The organism is Brevibacterium sp. CFH 10365 (assembly GCF_009299785.1).
GTDB lineage: Bacteria > Actinomycetota > Actinomycetes > Actinomycetales > Brevibacteriaceae > Brevibacterium > Brevibacterium limosum.
The window spans coordinates 45,554-65,733 of sequence record NZ_VIGO01000012.1; the positions used below are offsets into that span (position 1 = coordinate 45,554).

The 20,180-nt window shown below is 64.4% G+C and carries 21 protein-coding genes; 13 read left to right on the plus strand and 8 right to left on the minus strand.

Annotated elements, in window-relative coordinates; all coding sequences use genetic code 11:
* The first annotated feature begins 91 nt into the window (after window positions 1-91).
* The 3 genes from FHG09_RS18560 to FHG09_RS18570 are packed head-to-tail and all read left to right on the plus strand — an operon-like array spanning window position 92 to window position 3,077.
* Window positions 92-1,018 (plus strand): Bug family tripartite tricarboxylate transporter substrate binding protein, encoded by a 927-nt coding sequence (locus tag FHG09_RS18560; protein WP_193627448.1) that lies wholly within the window; start codon window positions 92-94, stop codon window positions 1,016-1,018.
* Window positions 1,015-1,569 carry a tripartite tricarboxylate transporter TctB family protein gene (locus FHG09_RS18565; RefSeq protein WP_193627449.1) on the plus strand — a complete coding sequence of 185 codons (555 nt, stop codon included), beginning with the start codon at window positions 1,015-1,017 and terminating at the stop codon, window positions 1,567-1,569. The genes FHG09_RS18560 and FHG09_RS18565 overlap by 4 nt, the downstream gene beginning before the upstream one ends.
* Window positions 1,566-3,077, plus strand: a complete 1,512-nt coding sequence (locus FHG09_RS18570; protein WP_193627450.1) for a tripartite tricarboxylate transporter permease — start codon at window positions 1,566-1,568, stop codon at window positions 3,075-3,077. The genes FHG09_RS18565 and FHG09_RS18570 overlap by 4 nt, the downstream gene beginning before the upstream one ends.
* 5 nt (window positions 3,078-3,082) lie before the next feature.
* Here the strand turns inward: FHG09_RS18570 and FHG09_RS18575 are convergent, their stop codons facing one another.
* Both FHG09_RS18575 and FHG09_RS18580 read right to left on the minus strand, forming a co-directional pair.
* On the minus strand, window positions 3,083-3,526 hold the full coding sequence (locus FHG09_RS18575) for a carboxymuconolactone decarboxylase family protein (RefSeq protein ID WP_152349124.1): 444 nt from the start codon (window positions 3,524-3,526) through the stop codon (window positions 3,083-3,085).
* 99 nt (window positions 3,527-3,625) lie between these two features.
* The gene (locus tag FHG09_RS18580; protein WP_152349125.1) at window positions 3,626-3,904 is read right to left on the minus strand and encodes a hypothetical protein; all 279 of its coding nucleotides are present in this window, start codon (window positions 3,902-3,904) and stop codon (window positions 3,626-3,628) included.
* A 169-nt stretch (window positions 3,905-4,073) separates the two neighbouring features.
* On the opposite strand from FHG09_RS18580, the gene FHG09_RS18585 reads away from it, so the two are divergent.
* The 4 genes from FHG09_RS18585 (at window position 4,074) to FHG09_RS18600 (ending at window position 7,269) form a co-directional block, all read left to right on the plus strand.
* A complete protein-coding gene (locus FHG09_RS18585) occupies window positions 4,074-4,913 on the plus strand; it encodes an urea carboxylase-associated family protein (protein ID WP_152349126.1) in 840 nt (279 codons plus the stop codon).
* Window positions 4,914-4,942: 29 nt separating this feature from the next.
* Window positions 4,943-5,857, plus strand: a complete 915-nt coding sequence (locus FHG09_RS18590; protein ID WP_152349127.1) for an arylamine N-acetyltransferase family protein — start codon at window positions 4,943-4,945, stop codon at window positions 5,855-5,857.
* Between the two features lie 55 nt (window positions 5,858-5,912).
* Complete coding sequence (locus tag FHG09_RS18595) at window positions 5,913-6,764, plus strand: helix-turn-helix domain-containing protein (protein WP_152349128.1); 852 nt, start codon at window positions 5,913-5,915, stop codon at window positions 6,762-6,764.
* An 82-nt stretch (window positions 6,765-6,846) separates the two neighbouring features.
* The gene (locus FHG09_RS18600; protein WP_152349129.1) at window positions 6,847-7,269 is read left to right on the plus strand and encodes a VOC family protein; all 423 of its coding nucleotides are present in this window, start codon (window positions 6,847-6,849) and stop codon (window positions 7,267-7,269) included.
* Here the strand turns inward: FHG09_RS18600 and FHG09_RS18605 are convergent.
* Window positions 7,248-7,889 carry a TetR/AcrR family transcriptional regulator gene (locus FHG09_RS18605; RefSeq protein WP_152349130.1) on the minus strand — a complete coding sequence of 214 codons (642 nt, stop codon included), beginning with the start codon at window positions 7,887-7,889 and terminating at the stop codon, window positions 7,248-7,250. The two genes, FHG09_RS18600 and FHG09_RS18605, sit on opposite strands and share 22 nt — an antisense overlap.
* A 128-nt stretch (window positions 7,890-8,017) precedes the next feature.
* Here FHG09_RS18605 and FHG09_RS18610 point away from each other — a divergent pair, with 128 nt between their 5' ends.
* The 3 genes from FHG09_RS18610 to FHG09_RS18620 all read left to right on the plus strand — a co-directional run bounded on the left by FHG09_RS18610 (window position 8,018) and on the right by FHG09_RS18620 (window position 10,533).
* Entirely contained in the window at window positions 8,018-8,671 is a 654-nt protein-coding gene (locus FHG09_RS18610) for a hypothetical protein (protein WP_152349131.1), read from the plus strand.
* Between the two features lie 185 nt (window positions 8,672-8,856).
* Window positions 8,857-9,345, plus strand: a complete 489-nt coding sequence (locus FHG09_RS18615) for a DUF3237 domain-containing protein (RefSeq protein ID WP_227492877.1) — start codon at window positions 8,857-8,859, stop codon at window positions 9,343-9,345.
* A 141-nt stretch (window positions 9,346-9,486) separates the two neighbouring features.
* Window positions 9,487-10,533 carry an NAD(P)-dependent alcohol dehydrogenase gene (locus FHG09_RS18620; RefSeq protein WP_152349133.1) on the plus strand — a complete coding sequence of 349 codons (1,047 nt, stop codon included), beginning with the start codon at window positions 9,487-9,489 and terminating at the stop codon, window positions 10,531-10,533.
* A gap of 11 nt (window positions 10,534-10,544) precedes the next feature.
* Here FHG09_RS18620 and FHG09_RS18625 read toward each other — a convergent pair whose 3' ends face one another.
* The gene (locus FHG09_RS18625; protein ID WP_152349134.1) at window positions 10,545-11,705 is read right to left on the minus strand and encodes a GAF domain-containing protein; all 1,161 of its coding nucleotides are present in this window, start codon (window positions 11,703-11,705) and stop codon (window positions 10,545-10,547) included.
* Window positions 11,706-11,862: 157 nt separating this feature from the next.
* Here FHG09_RS18625 and FHG09_RS18630 point away from each other — a divergent pair, with 157 nt between their 5' ends.
* The gene (locus FHG09_RS18630) at window positions 11,863-13,683 is read left to right on the plus strand and encodes a flavin-containing monooxygenase (RefSeq protein WP_152349135.1); all 1,821 of its coding nucleotides are present in this window, start codon (window positions 11,863-11,865) and stop codon (window positions 13,681-13,683) included.
* 172 nt (window positions 13,684-13,855) lie between these two features.
* Here the strand turns inward: FHG09_RS18630 and FHG09_RS18635 are convergent, their stop codons facing one another.
* The gene (locus tag FHG09_RS18635; protein WP_152349136.1) at window positions 13,856-14,377 is read right to left on the minus strand and encodes a TetR/AcrR family transcriptional regulator; all 522 of its coding nucleotides are present in this window, start codon (window positions 14,375-14,377) and stop codon (window positions 13,856-13,858) included.
* A 130-nt stretch (window positions 14,378-14,507) separates the two neighbouring features.
* Between FHG09_RS18635 and FHG09_RS18640 the strand changes: the two genes are divergently transcribed.
* Together FHG09_RS18640 and FHG09_RS18645 are read left to right on the plus strand one after the other, a co-directional pair.
* The gene (locus tag FHG09_RS18640) at window positions 14,508-16,070 is read left to right on the plus strand and encodes an MFS transporter (protein WP_152349137.1); all 1,563 of its coding nucleotides are present in this window, start codon (window positions 14,508-14,510) and stop codon (window positions 16,068-16,070) included.
* Entirely contained in the window at window positions 16,067-16,747 is a 681-nt protein-coding gene (locus FHG09_RS18645; RefSeq protein WP_152349138.1) for a DUF4166 domain-containing protein, read from the plus strand. Before FHG09_RS18640 ends, FHG09_RS18645 begins: the two co-directional genes overlap by 4 nt.
* Before the next feature lie 194 nt (window positions 16,748-16,941).
* Here the strand turns inward: FHG09_RS18645 and FHG09_RS18650 are convergent, their stop codons facing one another.
* Genes FHG09_RS18650 through FHG09_RS18660 form a run of 3 tightly spaced genes read right to left on the minus strand, consistent with a single transcriptional unit; the run spans window position 16,942 to window position 20,178 of the window.
* Window positions 16,942-18,477, minus strand: coding sequence for a tripartite tricarboxylate transporter permease (locus FHG09_RS18650; RefSeq protein ID WP_152349164.1), 1,536 nt, complete (start codon window positions 18,475-18,477; stop codon window positions 16,942-16,944).
* A 1-nt stretch (window position 18,478) separates the two neighbouring features.
* Window positions 18,479-19,144 (minus strand): tripartite tricarboxylate transporter TctB family protein, encoded by a 666-nt coding sequence (locus FHG09_RS18655; RefSeq protein WP_227492878.1) that lies wholly within the window; start codon window positions 19,142-19,144, stop codon window positions 18,479-18,481.
* Window positions 19,141-20,178 carry a Bug family tripartite tricarboxylate transporter substrate binding protein gene (locus FHG09_RS18660; RefSeq protein WP_152349140.1) on the minus strand — a complete coding sequence of 346 codons (1,038 nt, stop codon included), beginning with the start codon at window positions 20,176-20,178 and terminating at the stop codon, window positions 19,141-19,143. The genes FHG09_RS18655 and FHG09_RS18660 overlap by 4 nt, the downstream gene beginning before the upstream one ends.
* Window positions 20,179-20,180 lie beyond the last annotated feature (2 nt).

Here is a 20,180-nt window from a genome sequence, read left to right on the forward strand (position 1 = left end):
AACGGCGAGAATATCCTCCCTGAAACGAACTCTTCTGCGCGTCGCCGCTGTGTCTGCGGGACTTGCGCTCGTCGCGTCCACGACTGCGTGTATGCCTGACGTCCACAGAAACGATGGCTTCCCTCCGCCCCGGGTCACCGCGATCGCTGCGGGATCCCCGGGCGGTGGCCTCGATCTGACGACACGCATCACGAACGACGGCTTCGAAGCCGCGGGCATCGACACCTTGATGTCGATCGAGAACATGGGAGGCGGAGGAGGCAATCCGGCTCGTGCCGCCGTCCTCCAGCGGGAAAACGATGGAACGTCGGTCGTATTCGAGTCCAACCGGATCTTCCTCTCGAACATCACGGGAACGACAGATATGTCTCTGGACGACTTCACGCCACTGGCTCAGCTGACGACCGACTATGAAGTGTGGATCGTGAAATCCGGGTCGGAATACGACTCCGCAGAGAAGGTCCTCGATGACATCAAGGAGGACGCAGGCTCGGTCAACTTCGGAATCGGCACCGTTCCCAGCGACGATCAGCTCAACGTCCTCCGCCCGGCCAGCGAGTACGGAGTCGAAGACCTGTCCGAGCTCAATCTCGTCGCGTTCTCCGATGGCGGCGACCTCAACAACGAGTTGCTCGGTGGGCGAATCGATGTGGCGTCGACGGGGATGTCGGAGGCGATGGAACTCGTCGACAGCGGACACGTCGAAATCATCGCAGTCTCTTCTCCGGAACCGGTCGATTCGGCACCAGGGGCTCCGACGTGGCACGACCTCGGGTTGGACATCACGATCAACCACTGGAGAGGAGTCTTCGGCCCGAAGGACATGCCTCAGGACGCAGTCGACTGGTGGCGAGAGTCATTGAAGAGGGCCGTGGAGACTGACGAATTCGCTAAGCAGTCAGAGTCCTTGGGGATCAACCCCGAATACGTCGCCGGTGAGGAATGGCTCGACACGGTGATTCGACCCGAGCAGGAGGAATCGACCGAAGTGCTGCAGAAAGTGGGGTTGGTGAAATGAGCGCGAATACGGATCCGACCGCATCTCGACCGGTCGGCGAACCGCACCATGAACCAGGAAGTCGGACCACCTCGGCGATGGTTTCGAGCATTGTGCTCGGCTTCCTCGCGATCTTCTACCTCATCAATGCCTTTCTCCTGCCGGACGCAGCAGGAGAGGACGGAATCGGTCCGAAGACGTTTCCACTGGTCGTCGGCGTCGTCCTCTTCTGCACGACCGCTCTCGGGATCATCGCGATTCTGCGCGGAAGCGTCGACGTCAGGCCGGTCGGGGGACAGGAGATTCTGCGTGTCGCCTGCTGCATCGTCCTCTTCGGTCTGTATGCGGCCTCGATCTTCCTCATCGGATTCGTCGAAGCCTCAGTCATCTTCTCGATGCTGGTCTCGATGACGGTGTTCGGAGTTCGTCTCAGTGCCGCACGAGCCGTTGGGCTCTTCGTCATCAACCTTGTGATCGCGATGGTTCTGTTCCTCGTGTTCGATGTCTGGCTCAACGTGCTGCTGCCTGTCGGCTGGTTGGAGTACTGGGTATTCGGAGGTCTGGAGCTGTGAGCACAATCAACGATCTCCTCTCCGCTCTGGGCGGTATCGCCGCATCACCGACTCTGCTGTTGGTCATCCTGGGCGGCGTCGTCCTCGGAACCATCGCCGGTCTGCTGCCCGGCATCGGTCCGTCGACCGCTATTGCGCTGCTCCTTCCTGTGGCGATCACAGTTCCGGCAGAGATCTCTCTCCCACTAATGGTGTCTCTGTATCTCGGTGCGGAGTACGGCGGCAGGATCTCGGCGATCCTGCTGAACATCCCCGGCGATCCCGGTGCCATCATGACCACCCTCGACGGTCACCCGATGGCGCTGAAAGGCAAGGCGGCCACCGCCCTGTCGATCTCCGCCATCGCATCATTCGTCGGCAGTGTGCTCGCATTCCTGGGGCTCGCCTTCATCGCGGGACCGATGTCGGAACTCGGCCTGGCGTTCGGCTCCGGCGCCTATTTCGCCGTCGTCGTGATGGCGCTCGTACTCAGCGCCACCCTCGTCGGTTCGGCACCGATGCTGGGACTGACAGCAGTCGCCATCGGAGTGGCCGTGTCGACTGTCGGCATCGAGCTCCAGTCCGGACTGCCGCGCTTCACCTTCGGCAGCTTCACGCTGGTGGAGGGGATCGATTCGATCGTCGCCATCATCGGCGTCTTCGGCGTCGGTGAGATTCTGGCCAGCACCACGATGGGCAAGGACTCCCAGGTGGTGTCGAAGCTGTCGGGACGCTTCCTCCCGACGAAGTCCGACCTGAAGCAGGGAACGCTTCCGAGCTTGCGAGGATCGGTCATCGGGTTCGTCGCCGGTGTCCTTCCAGGCGCGGGAACGACGATCGCTGCCTTCTTCTCCTATGGACTGGAGAAGCGACTTGCACCGGTATCAGCAGGGATGGGCAAGGGTGCTGTTCGCGGACTGGTCGCACCGGAGTCTGCGAACAATGCTGCGGTGTCGGGCTCGATGGTGCCTCTGCTGACCTTGGGAATTCCGGGGTCGGGCACGACGGCGGTTCTGCTCGCCTACCTGATGATGTACGGCCTCAATCCCGGTCCCGGTTTCTTCGACGCGAATCCGGAACTCGGGTGGACGATCATCGGGGCGCTGCTCTTCAGTGCGATTCTCGGTGTCGCCATCAACATCGGCGCGTCCCCGCTGCTTGCGAAGATCCTGGCCATTCCGATGCCGTTCATGGCCCCGGTCATTCTCATCCTCGCGCTCATCTCCTGTTACAGTATCCACAATTCGGTGACCGATGTGTACATCGCACTGGCCTTCGGAGTGCTCGGCTATGTGATGCGTCTGGTCGGAATGTCACCGGCGCTGCTGGTGATCGGACTCGTCCTGGGAGAGATGCTCGAGCGCAACCTGCAACAGGCGCTGGGCCTGACCGGCGGCGATTTCTGGGCGGTCATCACCGATCCACTAGCCATGGTGTTCCTCATCATCGCTCTGCTGGCACTCGTGTCGGCTCTGCCTTGGAAGCGGATGCTGGGGAAGAAGAACGCTGACGTCCAAGTCGATGCCTGAGGTGCTCAGTCCAGAGGTTGGTGGGTGCTGACGGCCAGACGGTTCCAGACGTTGATGGCTGAGATCGCCATGAGCAGTTCGACCATCTCCTGTTCGGAGAACATCGCCGAAGCGGCCGCCCAGGCCTCATCCGAGACGCCGTCGGCGATGTGCGTGACTTCTTCGGTCATGCGCAGCGCAGCCTGCTCACGCTTGCTGTAGACCGAAGTCGCTTCCTTCCATCCGGCGAGAACGTCGACCTTGACTTGGTCGACCTCGGCCTTGCGAGCCTCACTCGCATGCATGTTCAGACAGTACGCGCATCCGTTGAGCTGGGAGGCACGCAGTTTGATCAAGGAGAGCAGACCCTCACCGAGGCTGCCGGAGTGGATGTACTTCTCGAGAGCGTAGAGCGGCTCGTAGGCTGTCTTGTCGGCAGCGAGGACGCTGAGTCGTTGGGTCTCGGACATGAAAATCATCTTCTTCACGATGTATTCCGGTGCTCATTGGAGTGAGCAGCACTTGGGTTGTCACCTGTTCTCGGAACTATCGGCCGAGCAGGTGCGGTGTCATCCGCGCAGCTTGCGGATGGACTCGATGGCGTCATCGTAGGCGGCGGTGATGTCGACGAGATCGATCCGGTCCGGCAGGTCGCCTGAGGGCTGATGGCTGAGGAGGAACTCCACGGTTGCTCGAGCAGTGGCCTCGTCATTGCCCAAGACGCCGTCGGAGGCCTCTTCGGCATCTGCGAACATCAGAACGATCTCGTCGGTCCCTCTTGTCGAGTGGATGCTGGCCAGGAACTCTCCCGTGTCCTGCATCTCGACGTCGATCTTCTCTTCAGCCATTCCGACCTCCCAATACTCGGTACACGCGGTTCGGCAAACGCCACGGCGCGGCCCATTCAGGTGCGTCGGTTCGCTCTTTTCAGCATAGACCCGGCGATCAACCCCTTGGGATGCAGGGCAGAAGCTGGCATCGTTGCAGGCAACACAGCCAGGCAGGAGGACGCACCACATGACACAGAATCGTCTGCAGGAAGCCGCCTACCAAGGTGCCGCGCTCGACGTCGACAGAGACTTCTACTCACAGATCGGTGACGACATCCACTCCCGGGAAGTCATCGACGAGCTCACGATTCCCATCCGCTCCGGACAGGCGTGGGACGTCCCCGCCGGCCATGTCTGCCGCATCTCCACCGTCGACGGCCCACAGGTCGGCGACCTCAACCTATGGAACCGCCACGATCCCCGGGAACGATTCTGGGCGGCACGGACCCGACAGCTGCAGGCCGCCCACGTCTCGACCTTCGACCGTCTGTGGTCGACGTTGCCGTTCCTACGGCCCATGGCCACGATCGTCGGTGACACTCTGGCCGACTACGGCACCGACCCGGAAGGCGGCCGGCTGCATGACACACTGGGCACCCGATGCGACCCATATGTGTCGCAGATGCTCAGCGGTGTCGACTTCGACTACCACTGCCATTCGAACCTCGTCCGCGCGATCCTGCCCTATGGGCTCACCGAGTTCGACGTCCACGATGTGCTCAACATCTTCCAATGCACAGGACTGAACGACAACGACGAATACTTCATGAAGACCTGCCCCGCGCGACCGGGAGACTACTTTGAGTTCTTCGCCGAGCAGGACCTGCTCGCGGCACTGTCCACCTGCCCCGGCGGCGACCGCTCCGCCCCGATGTTCGGTGAGGGCTCGTCAGATCCGGTGGAGAACTGCCACCCCCTGCAGGTCACTGTCTATCGGACGGCCCAGAGCCGCCTCGGTGAGTGGGAGCAACCAGCCTCGCCGAATTATCGAGGAGCCCACGGGCTCCGACCTCAACCGTGGGCGTAAGCACGCGACCAGACCGGAAAGGACCTGCAATGGCATCGTCATCGCTTGTGACACGGTACGCCGACCGGCTCGGCCTCGACGGCTCGGAGGATGTGCTGCGACGTCGGGCGAATGGGACGATCGACGAGGTCATCGACCTCATGGATGAGCTGCTGGCCGCCCACATCCGGTCGATCTGCTTCGAGAATCTCGACGTCATCGCCGCACGCGCGGCAGGGGAAGCGCGGAGCATACCCACCGACCTCGACTCTCTGACGGCGAAGCTCCTCGACGCCGGCCGCGGCGGCTACTGCCACGAACACGCGAGCCTCATCCGCGCCGTGCTCTGTGAGCTCGGGCTGAGCGTGTACCCGATCCTCGCTCGCGTCCACCTCGGCGACGGGAGGACTGCGCCAGGAGGGTTGACGCATCAGGCGACGATCGCTGTTCTCGGCGCCCGGCGGTTTCTCGTCGATCCTGGATTCGGCGGTGGGACGCCGGAGGCCGCGCTCGCACTCGAGGCGGAGTCGAGACCGCGCATGACCGAGCACGGAGAGCACAAGCTGGTCCCGGCGGACACAGTGCTGGAGCCTGCGATGCGAGCGGAAGCCGAATGGGCACTGCAGTCCCGGACCAGCTCTGATCAGGAGTTCCGCACCGTCTATGCCTTCGCGGACGTCCCGCGTGAACAGGCCGACCTCGAGGTGTCGAACTGGTTCACCGCGACGAAACCCGACACGCGCTTCACCGGTGCACCGGTGGTGGCAAAGACGCTCGACAAAGGCGGAAAGGTGTCGCTCGAGGGCCGCAACCTGCGCAGCCTACGACCCGGCGGCGAGCCCGAACGCGTCGAGCGGACTCTGACCGATGCCGCCGACTTCGTGGCCGTTCTCCGTGAGGAATTCGGGCTCGACCTCGACCGATCGTTCACGGACCCGATCTGGGGCGTCGTCGAACAATCGTGACCGACCGGGCCGATCACGCCTGCTTGTGTGGCCGCCGCGAGTCTACACTGGCGCCATGTCCGCGTCGCGCAACGATGAGCTGATCTTCCGCCCGCATCCGCGCCTGCGGCCGTTTGTCGGCGATTACGTCGGCTACGACATCGCAGGCGTCCCCGCGGGGACGCACCTGGGCCTGCCATCGGGAACGCTGACCTTCATCGTCTCGATCGACGAACCGCTGTGCCAGGTCGATGCGGTCACCGGCAGCCGCGAGAATTTCGACGTGCTGCTCGCCGGACTCCACCTGCGCTCGACGCTCATCGCTCACCCCGGTGCGATGTCCGGAATCCAGATCAACTTCAGTCCATCGGCCCCGCGCGCGTTCTTCGGAATCCCCGCCGCAGAGTTCGCCCACCACAGTGTCGACCTCGCTCGGCTCTCCCGGCCGCTGGCCGAGGAACTGCACGAGCGGGTGAATCTCGAGACCGAATGGTCCGCCCGCTTCGCCGCCATCGACGAGGTGCTCATGCGCACGATCGATGACACGAATCGTCCCCGCACCGAGGTGGCCGCCGCCTGGCATCGGATCGTCGGCAGCCGTGGCGGTCTGCCAGTCTCCCTCGTCGCCGATGACATCGGGTGGAGTAGGCGCCATCTGGGCAGCCAGTTCCGGTCGGAGTACGGGATCGGTCCGAAGGATGCCGCACGCATCGTCCGCTTCGATCGGGCGCGGCGTCTCATTCCGGCGGGCCGGGGCAGCTTGGCGGAGATCGCTTCGGACTGCGGCTATGCCGATCAAGCGCACCTCAACCGGGACTTCCGGGAGTTCGTCGGCCTGAGCCCGAGTCGGTGGTTGGCCGCCGACGACGTGGCTCGAGCGCAGACGGCGGGAACAGATTCGGCGGGGGCCGCCTCGGCGAGGGGATGAACTGTTCCCATTTGTTCAAGACCTGGTGGGGAGTGCTCGGCGACGATGGAGGTTCCAGAACACCCAGAGATTAGGAGCCCTCATGTCCGCCGAACCTGCACACGCTCAGTCATGCAACGTCTGGCCCACATTCCGCTACCGCGATGCCAAAGCGGCGATCGCCTTCCTGGAGGAGGCGCTCGGCTTCGAAGTCATCGCCGAATACATGAACGCCGACAATCCCGACCGTGTCGACCACGCCGAACTGGCCTGGCCCGAAGGCGGGGGAGTGATGCTCGGGTCCGTCCGCGATGACGGGGGTGTCATGACCAAGACGGGAGTCGCCTCGGGGTCGGTGTATCTGGCGGCCGGCAACGTCCGCGAACTCCACGCTCGGGCGATCGGCGCCGGTGCCACCGAGGTCATGGGCCTGACCGAACAGGACTACGGTTCGCTCGACTTCAGCATCCAGGATCCCGAAGGTGTGCTGTGGTCGATCGGCAGCTACCGTGGGGCGTCCGCGTAGGACGGGGCCGGGTGCTGCCAGCGCCCGAGAACGGCGTCTGCGGCCATGTAGAGCGTCTCGGTCTCCAGCTGCGCGAGCGAGTCCTCGGACGGCAGAGCACGTTCGAGGGCGAGTCCGTCGAGGACGGTGTTGAGGAAACGCGCCGATTGGGGGATGCGGCTGGTGTCGATGAGCGCTCCCTCTTCGGCGAGTGTCCGGAGCCAGGCTTCGACTCGGCGCTGCCCGTCGCGCTGCATGGCCAAGTACGTCTCACGGACATCGTCGGTCTGCTCGGCAGAGATGAAACTTTCGGTGACAGTGGCCATCGCTGCGCGCGATTCGGCGCCTACTCCAGTCATGGCCAGAACCTGACGGAGGCATTCGACCAAGCGGTCACGGGGCGGAACAGCGGTGTCCCGGATGTCCGTGCCCGGCAGAATCCAGTCGTAGACACGTCGCATGACTTCATCCCGCAACAGCTGCTGGGTCGGGAAATGATGCCGCAGGGAGCCGGTGCTCACCCCCACCCGGGCGGCGACCGCCCGCACGCTCAGTTTGGCCGTCACCCCCTCCTCGGTGATGATCTCCGCCGCAGCGGCGAGGATGCGCTCTCGGGTGTCCTTGCGTTCGGTCCCGCTCATGCGTCTGTCGTCTCCTCTTCTCGTGTTCCACTGATCCTCTGTCATTGACCAATACACCGTGTTAGTCTACTCGTGTCCATTCCAATACGCTGTGTTGGAAATATGCCGAGTGCCGGGGGAGCACCCAGATGTTTCGACAGTGGAGGCACCGTCGAGCGATCAATCGGATCGAGAACGGGGACGGGAGGGCTCTGCCTCCTTTCCGGTGGTGGCAGCTGCTCGGCCGTTCTCTGTTTCACCTCGAGCGGGTCGATGCCCAAGGCGGACCCGTCAGCTACGCGATCGACGTTCGCCAATGGAAAACCGATGAGAACGGTTACCTCAAGGTCTTCCTCTATCGCAATGACCGGCAGCACGCGGTCTCGCGTGTGCCCGCCGTCTTCCCGGTCGAAGGCGGCACTATCGAGGTCGCCGCGAGCAATTTCGGATTGAAGCGCTGTCACTTCGTCGCCGGTGACGGGGCCGAGGAGCAGCTGCAGCCCGACGACCGATCCGCAGAGGGTCGACGCGCACGACTGGATGAGCATCGGCCCCGTATCAGTCGTGCGATGGGAGTGGTCTCGGCCGTGGTGCTGCTGGTCGGGGTTGCGCTGCTGCTGCAGGAGATCGCCGTACCGGTCCTGCGGATTCCTCCGATCGCCGAGAGGATCGGTCCGGTCGAGCCTCTGTTCACGATGCCTCTGTGGGTCACGATCGGCATCGGCGTCGTGACAGCGTTGGCGAGCACCGAGCGGGCGCTGCGCATGCGCTATCGCTGGTGGCTCGATGCGGCGGGGAACTGAGAGGGTCGGTTCTACGGGCCGATTTGCGGGCCGGTTTACGGGCCTTGGAACGATGAGCAGACGACGGAGCGAGTGTTTTAGCATCGGTGGCAGGTTGCTCTCGGGCCGTGCCGGACCTGGCAATCAGCGTCTGACTGAGCGGCCTACCGATACGGCCCAGTTGAGGGATGAAAAGGGGATCACACGTGACAGATGAGACGGCAGGTGCCGGTGAGGATGCCGTCGCACCGGCACTCGAGTTCTTCGCGACCATCACAGCGCTCATCGAGGAGCCGATCGAAATCGGCCAGATGAAGACCGGTCGGAAACGGGTGATCCCCATCTCCGGAGGATCGATCGTCGGTCCGGAGATCTCGGGGCATGTGCTGCCCGGCGGTGCGGACTTTCAGACCATCCGTTCGGAGACCGTCACCGAGGTGGTCGCGAAGTATGCGTTCGAACTCATCGACGGTGAGCACATCGAGATCGAGAACGTCGGCATCCGCACGGCCTCGGCCGAGGACGCCGCCGCGCTTGCCGACGGCGAGGCAGTCCCACCGGAGCGGGTGTATTTCAGATGTGTGCCTTCCCTGGTGGGGTCGGGAAAGTGGGATTGGGTCGACGAAGTGATCTTCGTCGGTTCGGGTCGACGGTACCCGGACCGTGTCGAAGTCGACGTCTTCATCGTGCGATGACGGTGTCGGCAGGGTATGAACCGGCAGTGGACTTCGTGGTTTCACCAGGTGATATAAGGGGTCAATTATCTGTTGCGCGAGCCTAACGTTGCCCTTGGAGCGGTCATCACCGCGCCGATCCATTCGAAAGGAGCTCGCACCATGAAGGCGATCGTCTTCGAAGACTTCAAGACCTTTCCCACGCTCAAAGACGTCGAGAAGCCCACACCCGGACCAGGTGAAGTTCTGCTCAAGGTTGCCGGAGCAGGAGCCTGCCACTCGGACGTTGCCGTCTACAGCGAATTCGAAGAAGGCAGTCCCGGAGCAGTGCCGCCGTCATTCGTCCTCGGCCATGAGAATTCGGGCTGGGTCGAAGATCTCGGCCCCGGAGTATCGGGATTCAAGAAGGGCGATGCCTACCTCGTCTACGGCCCGATCGGCTGCGGTCGCTGCCGAGCGTGCTCGCGTGGGCAGGACACCTACTGTGAGAACGCCGCGACCAACCCCTACCTCGGCGTCGGACTGGGCCGCGACGGCGGGATGGCCGAATACGTCACCGTTCCCGCACGGAATCTCGTCCCCCTCGGCGATGCCGACCCCGTCGCCGCAGCACCGCTCTCCGACGCCGGCCTGACCCCCTACCACGCAATCAAGAACTCGCTGCCCAACCTTGCAGGAGGCGGACGATACGCGCTGGTCATCGGTCTCGGCGGACTGGGCCAGATCGGCGTGCAGATCTTGAAGGCCCTCACCGGAGCGACGATCATCGCCACGGATATGAAACCCGAAGCGATGGCGAAGGCCGAAGAAGCCGGGGCCGTCACCGTGGGCGGAGGAGATGATCAGCTCGAACGAATCCGTGAGATCACCGGCGGCAAGGGCGTCGATGCGGCGTTCGACTTCGTCGGCGCTCCTTCGACCGTCAAAGTCGCCGCCCAGTCAATGGCTCGCATGGGCCGCTGCACAATCGTCGGCATCGCCGGGGGAGCATATGAGTGGTCGTTCTTCACCACTCCCTACGAAGCGACGCTGACGAACACCTACTGGGGAACGATCGAGGACCTCTATGAGGTCGTGGACATGTACCGGGCCGGTCAGATCATGCCGGAAATCGAACGCTACAGCCTCGACGACGGTCTCGAGGCCTATCGGAAGCTGCAGGCCGGGGAGCTCTCCGGTCGAGCCGTAGTCGTCCCGCACCAGGTCTGAGCCTCACTGCCTCACTCCACCCGAGCGGCGACGCCTTCTGCCCACCGGTAGGGACGGTTGGCGAGCAGGGCGCCGACCGAACGGCGCAGGCGCGAGACCTCGGCGCGGACGGTGACCACATGGTCGCCGTCCCCGTAGAGGCGGTGGCTGAGGTCGGCGGCACTGATCCCGGACGGACCCGCCGTTGTGACCGCCGCGAGGATCTGCGCCCGCCGCGGCGTGAGCGGAACCACGAGGGGGTTGATGCCGGAATTGATGTCGAGAACGGGTGGGTCCTGCCTTATCCGCAGAGTCACTGACGCCCGACGGTCGCCGGTGGGGCGCAGCAGCCACCCACCGGCGATCTTCTCCGGCAGACACAGACCAGCACCGGGGATGAGGATCGAACGGTCGGCGGCGGGCACCTCGATGCGGTCCCGGCTGCGCACTCCCTGCTGGTACGCCACCCACCCGGCATCGTCGACGACGAGTGCCGGACCGGAAGTGCCGGCGAGCATCGCCGACATCCGGTCGCGCAGAGTGTTCAAGGCTTCCTGCTGCGCGATCATCAGCCGGGCCTCGGCCAAGCGCACCGCCGTCGTCACCAGAGACTGCACCGCGGGGTGAAGAGTCAGGGCCGGGCCGCTGATGTCGACAACACCTAAGAGGGTCCCGTCATGCGGGTCGTGCACCGGAACGGCACTGCAGTACCAAGGATGCTGAGAGGCTTCGAAGTGCTCAGCGGAGAAGAGCTGGACGGGTGCCTCCTCGGTCAGGGCTGTGCCGATGGCGTTCGTGCCGACCGTGGTTTCGGACCAATGTGCTCCTTCGACGAATCCGAGCTCATCGGCCTGGCGCCTGGCGGAAGCCGCACCATCTCGCCACAGAATGACCCCATCGGCGTCGGTGACGACGAGGATGAACGGTGCCGCGTCCGGGGCACGCAGCAGCACCGATCGCATCTCCTCGACGACCAGCCGCAGCCTCGACGTCCTCCGACGCGTCTCCAGCTCGGCCTCATCGGCGACGAAACGAGCATTCGCCCCGTCAGGGTCCAGCCCCAAACGCAGCATCCGATCCCACGAGCGCTTGACCAGCGCGCGCGGTTGCACCGGCGGCGAAGCCCCGGTGAGCACGGCATCGTGAATGCGTGTCAGATCCCTGGCGAGATGCGCCAGATCCGGCTGAAGCATGCCTTGAGTATAAGACGGGAACGAACCCCTGACCATGGGGTCGAAGCGTTCATGAGATTCCCGCCTCGGTGTGAGGCCATGCAATCCGATGCAACTCTTCCGAGCCGCGTGCGCCCGGCCTAGGTTGGGATCACTGAACTCAATGAGGAGGAGTGAAATGACAACGACGATCGACCGTCCCCAGCTGACTGCCGACGACATCGCAATGAGGTGGCTCCAGGACTTCGAATCGGTACTGAGCCGCCGGGACATCCCGGCCGCTGCCGGACTGTTCGCCACGGACAGCTACTGGAGGGACCTCGTGTCCTTCACCTGGAACCTCAAGACGGTGGAGAACCCCGATGGGGTCACCGACCTGCTCACCCACAATCTCGACCGGGTCTCACCGGCCGAATTCGAACTCACCGATCCGGCGTCGACGGCGGACGGAGTGACCGAAGCATGGTTCACCTTCACCACCTCGGTGGGGCTGGGAAAGGGGCTCGTCCGCCTCATCGACGAAGACGGCATCAAGGCCTGGACCGTGCTCACCTCGCTGCAGGAGATCACCGGACATGAGGAACCGCGCGGCACCCGCCGGGTCAAAGGTGCCGCACACGGCGTCGATCCCGAGCGGAAGAGCTGGTCGGAGAAGCTCGCCGAGGAAGACGCCGCCTGGGGCAAGACCGCCGACCCCTACATCCTCGTCGTCGGTGGCGGGCAGGGAGGGATCGCCCTCGGGGCTCGCCTCCGCCAACTCGGGGTGCCCTCCCTGGTCATCGACCGGTGGGAGAAGCCGGGCGATCAGTGGCGGTCGCGATACAAGTCGCTGTGCCTGCACGATCCGGTCTGGTACGACCACCTGCCGTATCTGAAGTTCCCGGACAACTGGCCGGTGTTCGCGCCGAAGGACAAGATCGCGGACTGGTTGGAGTTCTACACGAAGGTGATGGAGATTCCGTACTGGTCATCGACCACAGCCACCTCGGCGAAATATGACGAAGCGGCGGGCCGGTGGACGGTCGAGGTCGAACGGGACGGGGAGAAGGTCACGCTCCGCCCGACCCATCTGGTGATGGCCACGGGAATGTCGGGCAAGCCGAGCATCCCCACGTTTCCGGGCTCGGACATCTTCAAGGGCGAGCAGCAGCACTCCTCGCAGCATCCGGGCCCTGACGCCTATGCGGACAAGAAGGTCGTCGTCATCGGCAGCAACAACTCGGCGTTCGACATCTGCGGAGCCCTGTACGAGAACGGTGCCGACGTCACCATGGTGCAGCGCTCGAGCACGCACATCGTCAAGAGCGATTCGCTCGTGGAGATCGCGATGGGGGACCTGTACTCCGAACGCGCGCTGGCCAACGGCGTGACGACGGAGAAGGCGGATCTCATCTTCGCGTCACTGCCGTACCGGATCATGCACGAGTTCCAGATCCCGCTCTACGACCAGATCAAGGAAGAGGATAAGGACTTCTACCAGCGCATGGAGGCGGCCGGATTCGACCTCGACTTCGGCGATGACGAGTCCGGTCTGTTCCTCAAATATCTGCGTCGGGGCTCGGGCTACTACATCGACGTCGGATCCGCCGAGCTCGTCGCCGACGGCAAAGTGAAGCTGGCCAAGGGGCAGGTCGACCACCTCACCGAGGATGCCGTCGTCCTTGATGACGGCACCGAGCTGCCGGCCGACCTCGTCGTCTACGCCACCGGCTACGGTTCGATGAACGGCTGGGTCGCCGACCTCGTCGATCAGGAGACCGCGGACAAGGTCGGCAAGTGCTGGGGCCTGGGATCAGAGACGACGAAGGACCCGGGCCCGTGGGAGGGCGAGCAGCGCAATATGTGGAAACCCACGCAGCAGGAGAACCTGTGGTTCATGGGCGGCAACCTCCACCAGGCACGCCATTACTCGCTGTACCTGGCCCTTCAGCTCAAGGCCCGCCACGAGGGGATCGACACTCCGGTGTACGGGCTGCAGGAGGTGCATCATCTGAGCTGATTCACGAGTCGGCGCGGCGTGGGCCTGATCTTCCGGGTGAGTCCACGCTGGCCGGTGAATTGCCGCTCATAGGTGGGAGAAATGGTCACGTTCTGCGCAGAAGAACGTGGCCATTTCTCCCACCTAGTGCGTCTGCCAGGCGTCCGCCAGGAGAGATGCGCGGAGTGGTGCTCTAGAGACCCAGGCGCTCCAAGACCCGTTTGACGTGGTCGAGGGCTTCGTCCTGCGAGAGACCGAAGTTCTGGTTGAAGTACATGCCGTCGCCGATGAGCTGAATCGTCATCGCCAGATCCGCATCGCCGAGGTGGTCGTTGAGTAAGTTGAACCAGGCTTCCCGAGTACTGCGCAGAGCGGCCTTGGCCTCCTCGTTCTCCAGCGCGAGGCAGCCGGCGGCGATGAGGCTGCGGTCCAGGGGAGTGCCGACCTCGGCCGAGGTCTCGAGGTAGTAGTAGTGGAGGCGCTCGCCGGCGGCCTTCATCTCGTCGACGTCCTCGGCCACGAGACGGCTCAGGCGCTCCAGGCTTCCCTCAATGAGTGCCGCCTTCGAGCCGAAGTGGTAGAGCAGGCCGCCCTTGGAGACGCCCGCTTTCGCAGCCACTGCGTCCAGAGTCGCTCCCGCTGTGCCGTGCTCGTCGAGGAGCGTATCGAAAGCGTCGAGCAGCTTCTCCTTGGTTGCGGTCGGATTGCGTGCCATGCTCACGAGCCTAGTCGATCAGGGGGACGCAGGTCTGACCGGCGGTGCAGCCTGCGCAATTGCTGAGCATTTGGACCCAGACCGCTATTCGCCTTTATAACTGTACCGTCTAGACGGTACAGTAGAGGTTATGACGACGACACTGACTCCACAGCTGCGGGCCGGACGGCGCGAATGGGCCGGACTGGCGGTGCTCATGGTCCCCGTGCTGCTGATCTCGATCGACAACACGGTCCTCGGCTTCGCGATCCCGGCCATCAGCACCGGTCTGCACCCGACGGGCACGCAGCTGCTGTGGATCGTCGACATCTACGCGCTCATGCTCGCCGGTCTGCTGGTGGCCATGGGCAGCCTCGGCGATCGGGTCGGGCGACGCAAGCTGCTCATCATCGGATCCGCCGGATTCGGTGCGGCCTCACTGCTCGCGGCCTTCTCCACCACCGCCGAGATGCTCATCCTCGCCCGCGCCCTGCTGGGCATCTTCGGCGCCACCCTCATGCCCTCGACGCTGTCGCTCATCCGCAACATCTTCGACCACGACAAGGACCGCCGCATCGCGATCGCCACCTGGGCCGCGATGTTCTCCGGCGGTGCGGCGCTGGGTCCGATCCTCGGCGGCTTTCTGCTCGAACACTTCCACTGGAGCTCGATCTTCTTCATCAACCTGCCGCTCATCGCGCTCTTCATCCCCGCGGCCGCGATCCTGCTGCCCGAATCGCGCGACCCGAACCCCGGGCGTTTCGACCCGTTCTCCATCATCCTGTCGATGCTTGCCCTGGCACCGCTCGTCTTCGCTATCAAACACAGCCTGGCATCGGGCGCCGACATCCTCTTCTGGCTGAGTCTGTCAGTGGCGATCGTCGCCGGAACCAGCTTCGTCCTCCGTCAGCTCGCCACATCGAACCCGATGCTCGACGTCCGCCTGTTCGCGAACTCCGTGTTCACCTCGGCGGTGGTGTCGAACCTGCTGAGCATCATGGGACTGGCCGGATTCCTCTATTTCGGCACGCAGCTGCTCCAGCTCGTGCTCGGACTCTCTCCGATCGATGCCGCCCTCGTGCTCATTCCGGGGCTGATCACCTCGGTCGCGGCCGGCTACCTCGCGGTGCCGCTCATCTCTCGCTTCGAACCGCGCGTCGTCGTTCCCTGCGCACTCGTGCTCAATGCGATCGGCATGGGCATCATCGCCTTCACGCCCGAGCACTCCGTGGTGGGAATGCTGCTGGCCTTCCTCATCCTCGGCATCGGACTCGGCGCCGCCGAAGTCATCACGAACGACCTCATTCTCGCTGCGGTCCCAGCTCACAAGGCCGGAGCCGCCTCGGCGATCTCGGAAACCGCCTACGAATTCGGATCCGTCATGGGTACGACCGTCCTCGGTGGGCTCTCGACCTTCATGTACGGATCCGCGCTGCAGTCCGCGATCGGGGACAAAGCGGACAGAGCCCAGTTCGATACGCTCGGCTCCGCCCTCGAATACGCGTCCGGGCTGAGCGCATCGGCCGGGGAGCGGATCACCGAGGCGGCTGTGACAGCCTTCGACTTCGGCGTGCAGTGGGCAGCCGGTGCGGCCGTCGTCCTCGTCCTCATCGCCGCCGTGCTCACGAGCATCGGACTCAAGGGTGCTGGCCGGCTCATGTCCGATGCGAACACCGAGGCGACCGAAGAGGATGCCCTACACTCACAGGCATGAGCCGAGAGATCCGATCCCCGTACGAGCGGGCGCTCGGGTCCCGTCTCGATGAGCTGCACCCGGTGCTCCGCCGCTACTTCGCAGCGATCCCTGCGGGATCGGTAGGCATCGGCGAGGGAGTCTTCGACCGCTTCGGCACCGAACGACGGTGGCTGTCGCCGATCCTCGCCGTGACCCGATGGTGTCGAGTGATCGTGCCCGGCCTACACCGTGAGGTGCCGTTCCGTATCGAGAATCGGACGGACGACGGCAGACAGACCGCGACGCGGACGCTGTACTTCGACAAGGGCACATGGTCGATGGTTGATGCGGTGTCGTTCGTCCCCGGCCAGAGTTCAGCGGAGACGAACGACGAAGGAGCCTGCGGATCTCGGGGTGTCGTCGATGTGCTCGGGAAGCCGACCATCGTCGAAGCCGAATTCGACGTCGAGGTGGTCGACGGGGGACTGCGACTGCAGAGCCGCCGGGTCGGACTCCGGCTCGGTCGGCTGAGAGTCGTTGTGCCGAAAGCGATGTGCCCGGTCATCGCCTTGAGCGAGCGCTTCGACGACAGTACTGACCGACAGCGAGTCGACCTCGTCGTCGATGCGCCGATCATCGGACGCGTCTACGAATACACCGGCACCTTCACCTACCGCATCGAGTCCGGAGGCGACCCAGTACCGAGGTTCGGCTGAGCGCCCCAACAAGCGTCCCGGCGTGGTGCCCGGAGGCCGGGCGAACGCGCCAAACGCCGTCGTTCAAGCCGAAGCGCGGATATCGAATTGTAGACGACTCGATATCCGCGCTTGGCCTTGCACGACGGCCGGGTACAGCGCTTGGCCTTGCACGACGGCCGGCACCGCGCTTCGCCTTGAACGAACCCCGGAGATCAGCGCGTCGGAGCGAGGGTCTCCTGAGTCGTCTGCTTCTGGCGCTTGCGTGCCAGCACGCGGCCGATGCCGGTGTAGACGAGAGCGGCGATGAGCACGAGGTAGATGACGATCGTGATCGGCGAGGACACGAGCGTTGAGGCGTCACCGCCGGAGGCCAGCAGAGCGTCGCGCAGGTTCGACTCGGCCAGAGGACCGAGCACCATGCCGATCATCAGCGGAGCCAGCGGCACACCGTAGCGCTTGAGCACGAAGCTGAGGACACCGATGCCCAAGAGGATGAGCAGCTCGAACGTCGAGGCGCTCGTCGCGTAGATGCCCAGACCGCAGAACACCGCGATGCCGCCGTAGAGGTACGGGTCCGGGATCTTCAGCAGCTTCGCCCACAGGGGAGCGAAGGGCAGGTTGATGATGAGGAGCACGATCATCGCGATGAAGAAGCTCGCCAGCAGACCCCAGACGAGTTCGGGGGAGCGGTCGAAGAGCAGCGGTCCGGGCTGGATGCCGTACTGACGGAAGGCGGCAAGCATGATCGCCGCAGTCGCCGAGATCGGCAGACCCAGAGCCAGCAGCGCACCCATGGCGATGCCCGTCGTCGCCGATCCGGCCGCCTCGGGGGCGGCAAGACCACGGATCGCACCCTTGCCGAACTGCGGATCCTTCCGGCGGGAATCGAGCTTGCGCTCCAGGCCATAGGCCATGAACGTCGGCACGTCGGCACCGCCGACGGGGATGACGCCGAAGGGCAGGCCGATCGCGGTTCCGCGCAGCCATGCCGGCACAGCCTCGCCGACCTCCTTGCGGGAGAGGAAGGGCCGACCCGAGGAGTTAATCGTGTTGTCCTTGGTCTGACGGCGGATGCGGGAGGCGATGAAGAACACCTCACCGAGGGCCAGCACACCGACGGTCACCGTGACCAGCGAGACTCCATCGAAGAGCTCGGGCACACCGAGCGTGAAACGCTCCGTACCAGAGACCGAGTCGATGCCGATGACGGTGAAGCCGATGCCCAGCACCAGAGCCGTGAGCCCCTTGAGCACCGAATCGGCGACCACCGAGGAGGTTGCGACGAAGGCGAAGAGCGCGAGGGCGAAGAACTCTGCCGGGCCGAAGCTCGTCGACAGATCCGCCAGCGCCGGGGCGACGAAGACGACGAGGAAGCAGGAGATGAAGCCGCCGATGAACGCGCCGATCGCAGCCGTGGCCAGAGCCTGCGGGGCCCGCCCGGCCTTGGCCATCTTGTGGCCTTCGAACGTCGAGGCGATCGCAGAGGCCTGGCCCGGGGTGTTCATGAGGATGGCCATCGTCGAGTCGCCGAAGAGCCCACCGAAGTAGACGCCGGCGAACATGATGAACGCACCCGTGGGATCGAGGGCGAAGGTCATCGGCAGCAGCAGAGCCACGGCCATCGACGAACCCAGGCCCGGCAGCACGCCGACGGCGGTGCCGAGGAAGCAGCCGACGAGGACCCACAGCAAGTTCATCGGCGTCAGAGCGTGTGTGAACCCTTCGAAGAGGGACATGAGGGCATCCATATCAGAAGCCACCTCCCAGAATTCCCGAAGGAAGGTTGAGTCCCAGCAGCACCGCGAAGGCGATGTAGACCAGGGATGAGAACGTCAGTGCCAGAGTGAGATCGAACAGCGGCTTCTTCGAGCCCATCGACCGGGCCACGCACCAGAACAGAAGGGCTGCGGCGATGATCCACCCGGCGAATTCGAGGATGAGTGCGAAGGCAGCGAAACCGCCCGCACCCCAGGCCAGAGACACGAAGTCGCTGTGCGTGCGGTGCTTCGCATCGGCCTTGCGAGCCGCTGCGAGAGCCTGACGGTCTTCTTCCGGCTCGTCCTCCTCATGAGGGGACAGGCGCGAGGCCGCGACAGCTGAGGTCACCGGAGTCGAGAACGCCTTGTCCTCCTCGGCCGCGGCCGGCAGCTCGTCGTCGGCATCGACGGGTTCGGGATTGCGGATATAGGCGATGACGAGCAGGATCGTCAGCGCGTAGCCGACGAGCATGATGATCGTCGGGAAGAACTGCGGACCCGGTTTGTCCGCATCCGCGGGCACCTCCATGGTGAGGATGCCCACGAGCAGATAGGTCGAGAACGCCCCCATGATGAGGGGGACGATGAGACCCGACCGCCCCTGCCACCAGGTGCCCGCACCAAGGTGACCCGTCCGTTCCGTCGTCTGTGCGCTCACAGTCCCAACTCCTTCAGCAGCTTCTCCACCCGTGACGAGTCCTCCTTGACGAACTCGGCGAATTCGTCGCCGGTCAGCCATACATCGGTCCACTTGTTCCGATCGAGAGCGTCTTTCCACGCCGCACTGTCGCGGGTCTTGGTCAGCACCTCGAGCAGCTGAGCGGATTCGTCTCCGGTGATGTCCGGCGCACCGAGCCAGCCGCGCCAGTTCGTCAGCGTGACCTCATAGCCCTGTTCGGACATGGTGGGCACATCGTCGAAGCCCTTGATCCGCTTCGGTGCGGCGACCCCGATGGCCTTGACGCGTCCGGCCTCGATCTGGTCGGAGACCTCGTTGAAGCCGCAGGAGGCGAAGTCGGTGGTCCCCGAGAGCAGAGTCTGGATCGCCTCGCCGCCACCGGACTTCGGGATATAGGTGATGTCGGAGGCGGGGATCCCGCCGAGCAGCGCCAGCTGAGCGATGGTCAGATGGTCGACCGACCCGGCCGAACCGCCCGTCCACACGAACCCTTTCGGGTCCTTCTTCCACGCACCTACGACATCGTCGATCGTGTTGTGCGGGGAATCCGCGGCGGCGATGAGCACGTCGTAGTCTTCGGCCACCCGGGCGAGCAGGGTCGTGTTGTCGAAACCGACCGGCGACTTGTTCAGCGCGATTCCGCCGACCATGGCGGTGCCGGTGGCCAGGATCGTGTCCGCCTGACCGTGCATGGTCGAGAATTTGCCGAGGCCGATGGTGCCGCCGGCACCCGGGATGTTGACGACCTGGGCGTTGTTGGCGAGCCGGTCGACGCGCATGGCCTGCTGCGTCTCGCGGGCGAATCCGTCCCATCCGCCGCCGGCGCCGGCCGGAGCGATGAGCGTGAGATTCGATGATAGGTCACCCTTCGCCGAGGCGGCCCTGACCGAGTATGTCGTCGCCGTTCCGATCGCCGCCAAGGCGATCGCCCCGTAGGCGATGCGACCGAAGGTTCGTCGCGAGGGATGGGAGGATTCCGTCACGGAATCCTCGGGAGGTGGCGCCTGTGGCACGG

What these genes read in the sequence shown, in the direction of transcription:
- FHG09_RS18560 (WP_193627448.1), top strand. Translation starts at nt 92, where the DNA reads ATGCCTGACGTCCACAGAAACGATGGCTTCCCTCCGCCCCGGGTCACC.
- FHG09_RS18565 (WP_193627449.1), top strand. Translation starts at nt 1,015, where the DNA reads ATGAGCGCGAATACGGATCCGACCGCATCTCGACCGGTCGGCGAACCG.
- FHG09_RS18575 (WP_152349124.1), bottom strand. Translation starts at nt 3,526, where the DNA reads ATGTCCGAGACCCAACGACTCAGCGTCCTCGCTGCCGACAAGACAGCC.
- FHG09_RS18580 (WP_152349125.1), bottom strand. Translation starts at nt 3,904, where the DNA reads ATGGCTGAAGAGAAGATCGACGTCGAGATGCAGGACACGGGAGAGTTC.
- FHG09_RS18585 (WP_152349126.1), top strand. Translation starts at nt 4,074, where the DNA reads ATGACACAGAATCGTCTGCAGGAAGCCGCCTACCAAGGTGCCGCGCTC.
- FHG09_RS18590 (WP_152349127.1), top strand. Translation starts at nt 4,943, where the DNA reads ATGGCATCGTCATCGCTTGTGACACGGTACGCCGACCGGCTCGGCCTC.
- FHG09_RS18595 (WP_152349128.1), top strand. Translation starts at nt 5,913, where the DNA reads ATGTCCGCGTCGCGCAACGATGAGCTGATCTTCCGCCCGCATCCGCGC.
- FHG09_RS18600 (WP_152349129.1), top strand. Translation starts at nt 6,847, where the DNA reads ATGTCCGCCGAACCTGCACACGCTCAGTCATGCAACGTCTGGCCCACA.
- FHG09_RS18605 (WP_152349130.1), bottom strand. Translation starts at nt 7,889, where the DNA reads ATGAGCGGGACCGAACGCAAGGACACCCGAGAGCGCATCCTCGCCGCT.
- FHG09_RS18610 (WP_152349131.1), top strand. Translation starts at nt 8,018, where the DNA reads ATGTTTCGACAGTGGAGGCACCGTCGAGCGATCAATCGGATCGAGAAC.
- FHG09_RS18620 (WP_152349133.1), top strand. Translation starts at nt 9,487, where the DNA reads ATGAAGGCGATCGTCTTCGAAGACTTCAAGACCTTTCCCACGCTCAAA.
- FHG09_RS18625 (WP_152349134.1), bottom strand. Translation starts at nt 11,705, where the DNA reads ATGCTTCAGCCGGATCTGGCGCATCTCGCCAGGGATCTGACACGCATT.
- FHG09_RS18630 (WP_152349135.1), top strand. Translation starts at nt 11,863, where the DNA reads ATGACAACGACGATCGACCGTCCCCAGCTGACTGCCGACGACATCGCA.
- FHG09_RS18635 (WP_152349136.1), bottom strand. Translation starts at nt 14,377, where the DNA reads ATGGCACGCAATCCGACCGCAACCAAGGAGAAGCTGCTCGACGCTTTC.
- FHG09_RS18640 (WP_152349137.1), top strand. Translation starts at nt 14,508, where the DNA reads ATGACGACGACACTGACTCCACAGCTGCGGGCCGGACGGCGCGAATGG.
- FHG09_RS18645 (WP_152349138.1), top strand. Translation starts at nt 16,067, where the DNA reads ATGAGCCGAGAGATCCGATCCCCGTACGAGCGGGCGCTCGGGTCCCGT.
- FHG09_RS18650 (WP_152349164.1), bottom strand. Translation starts at nt 18,477, where the DNA reads ATGGATGCCCTCATGTCCCTCTTCGAAGGGTTCACACACGCTCTGACG.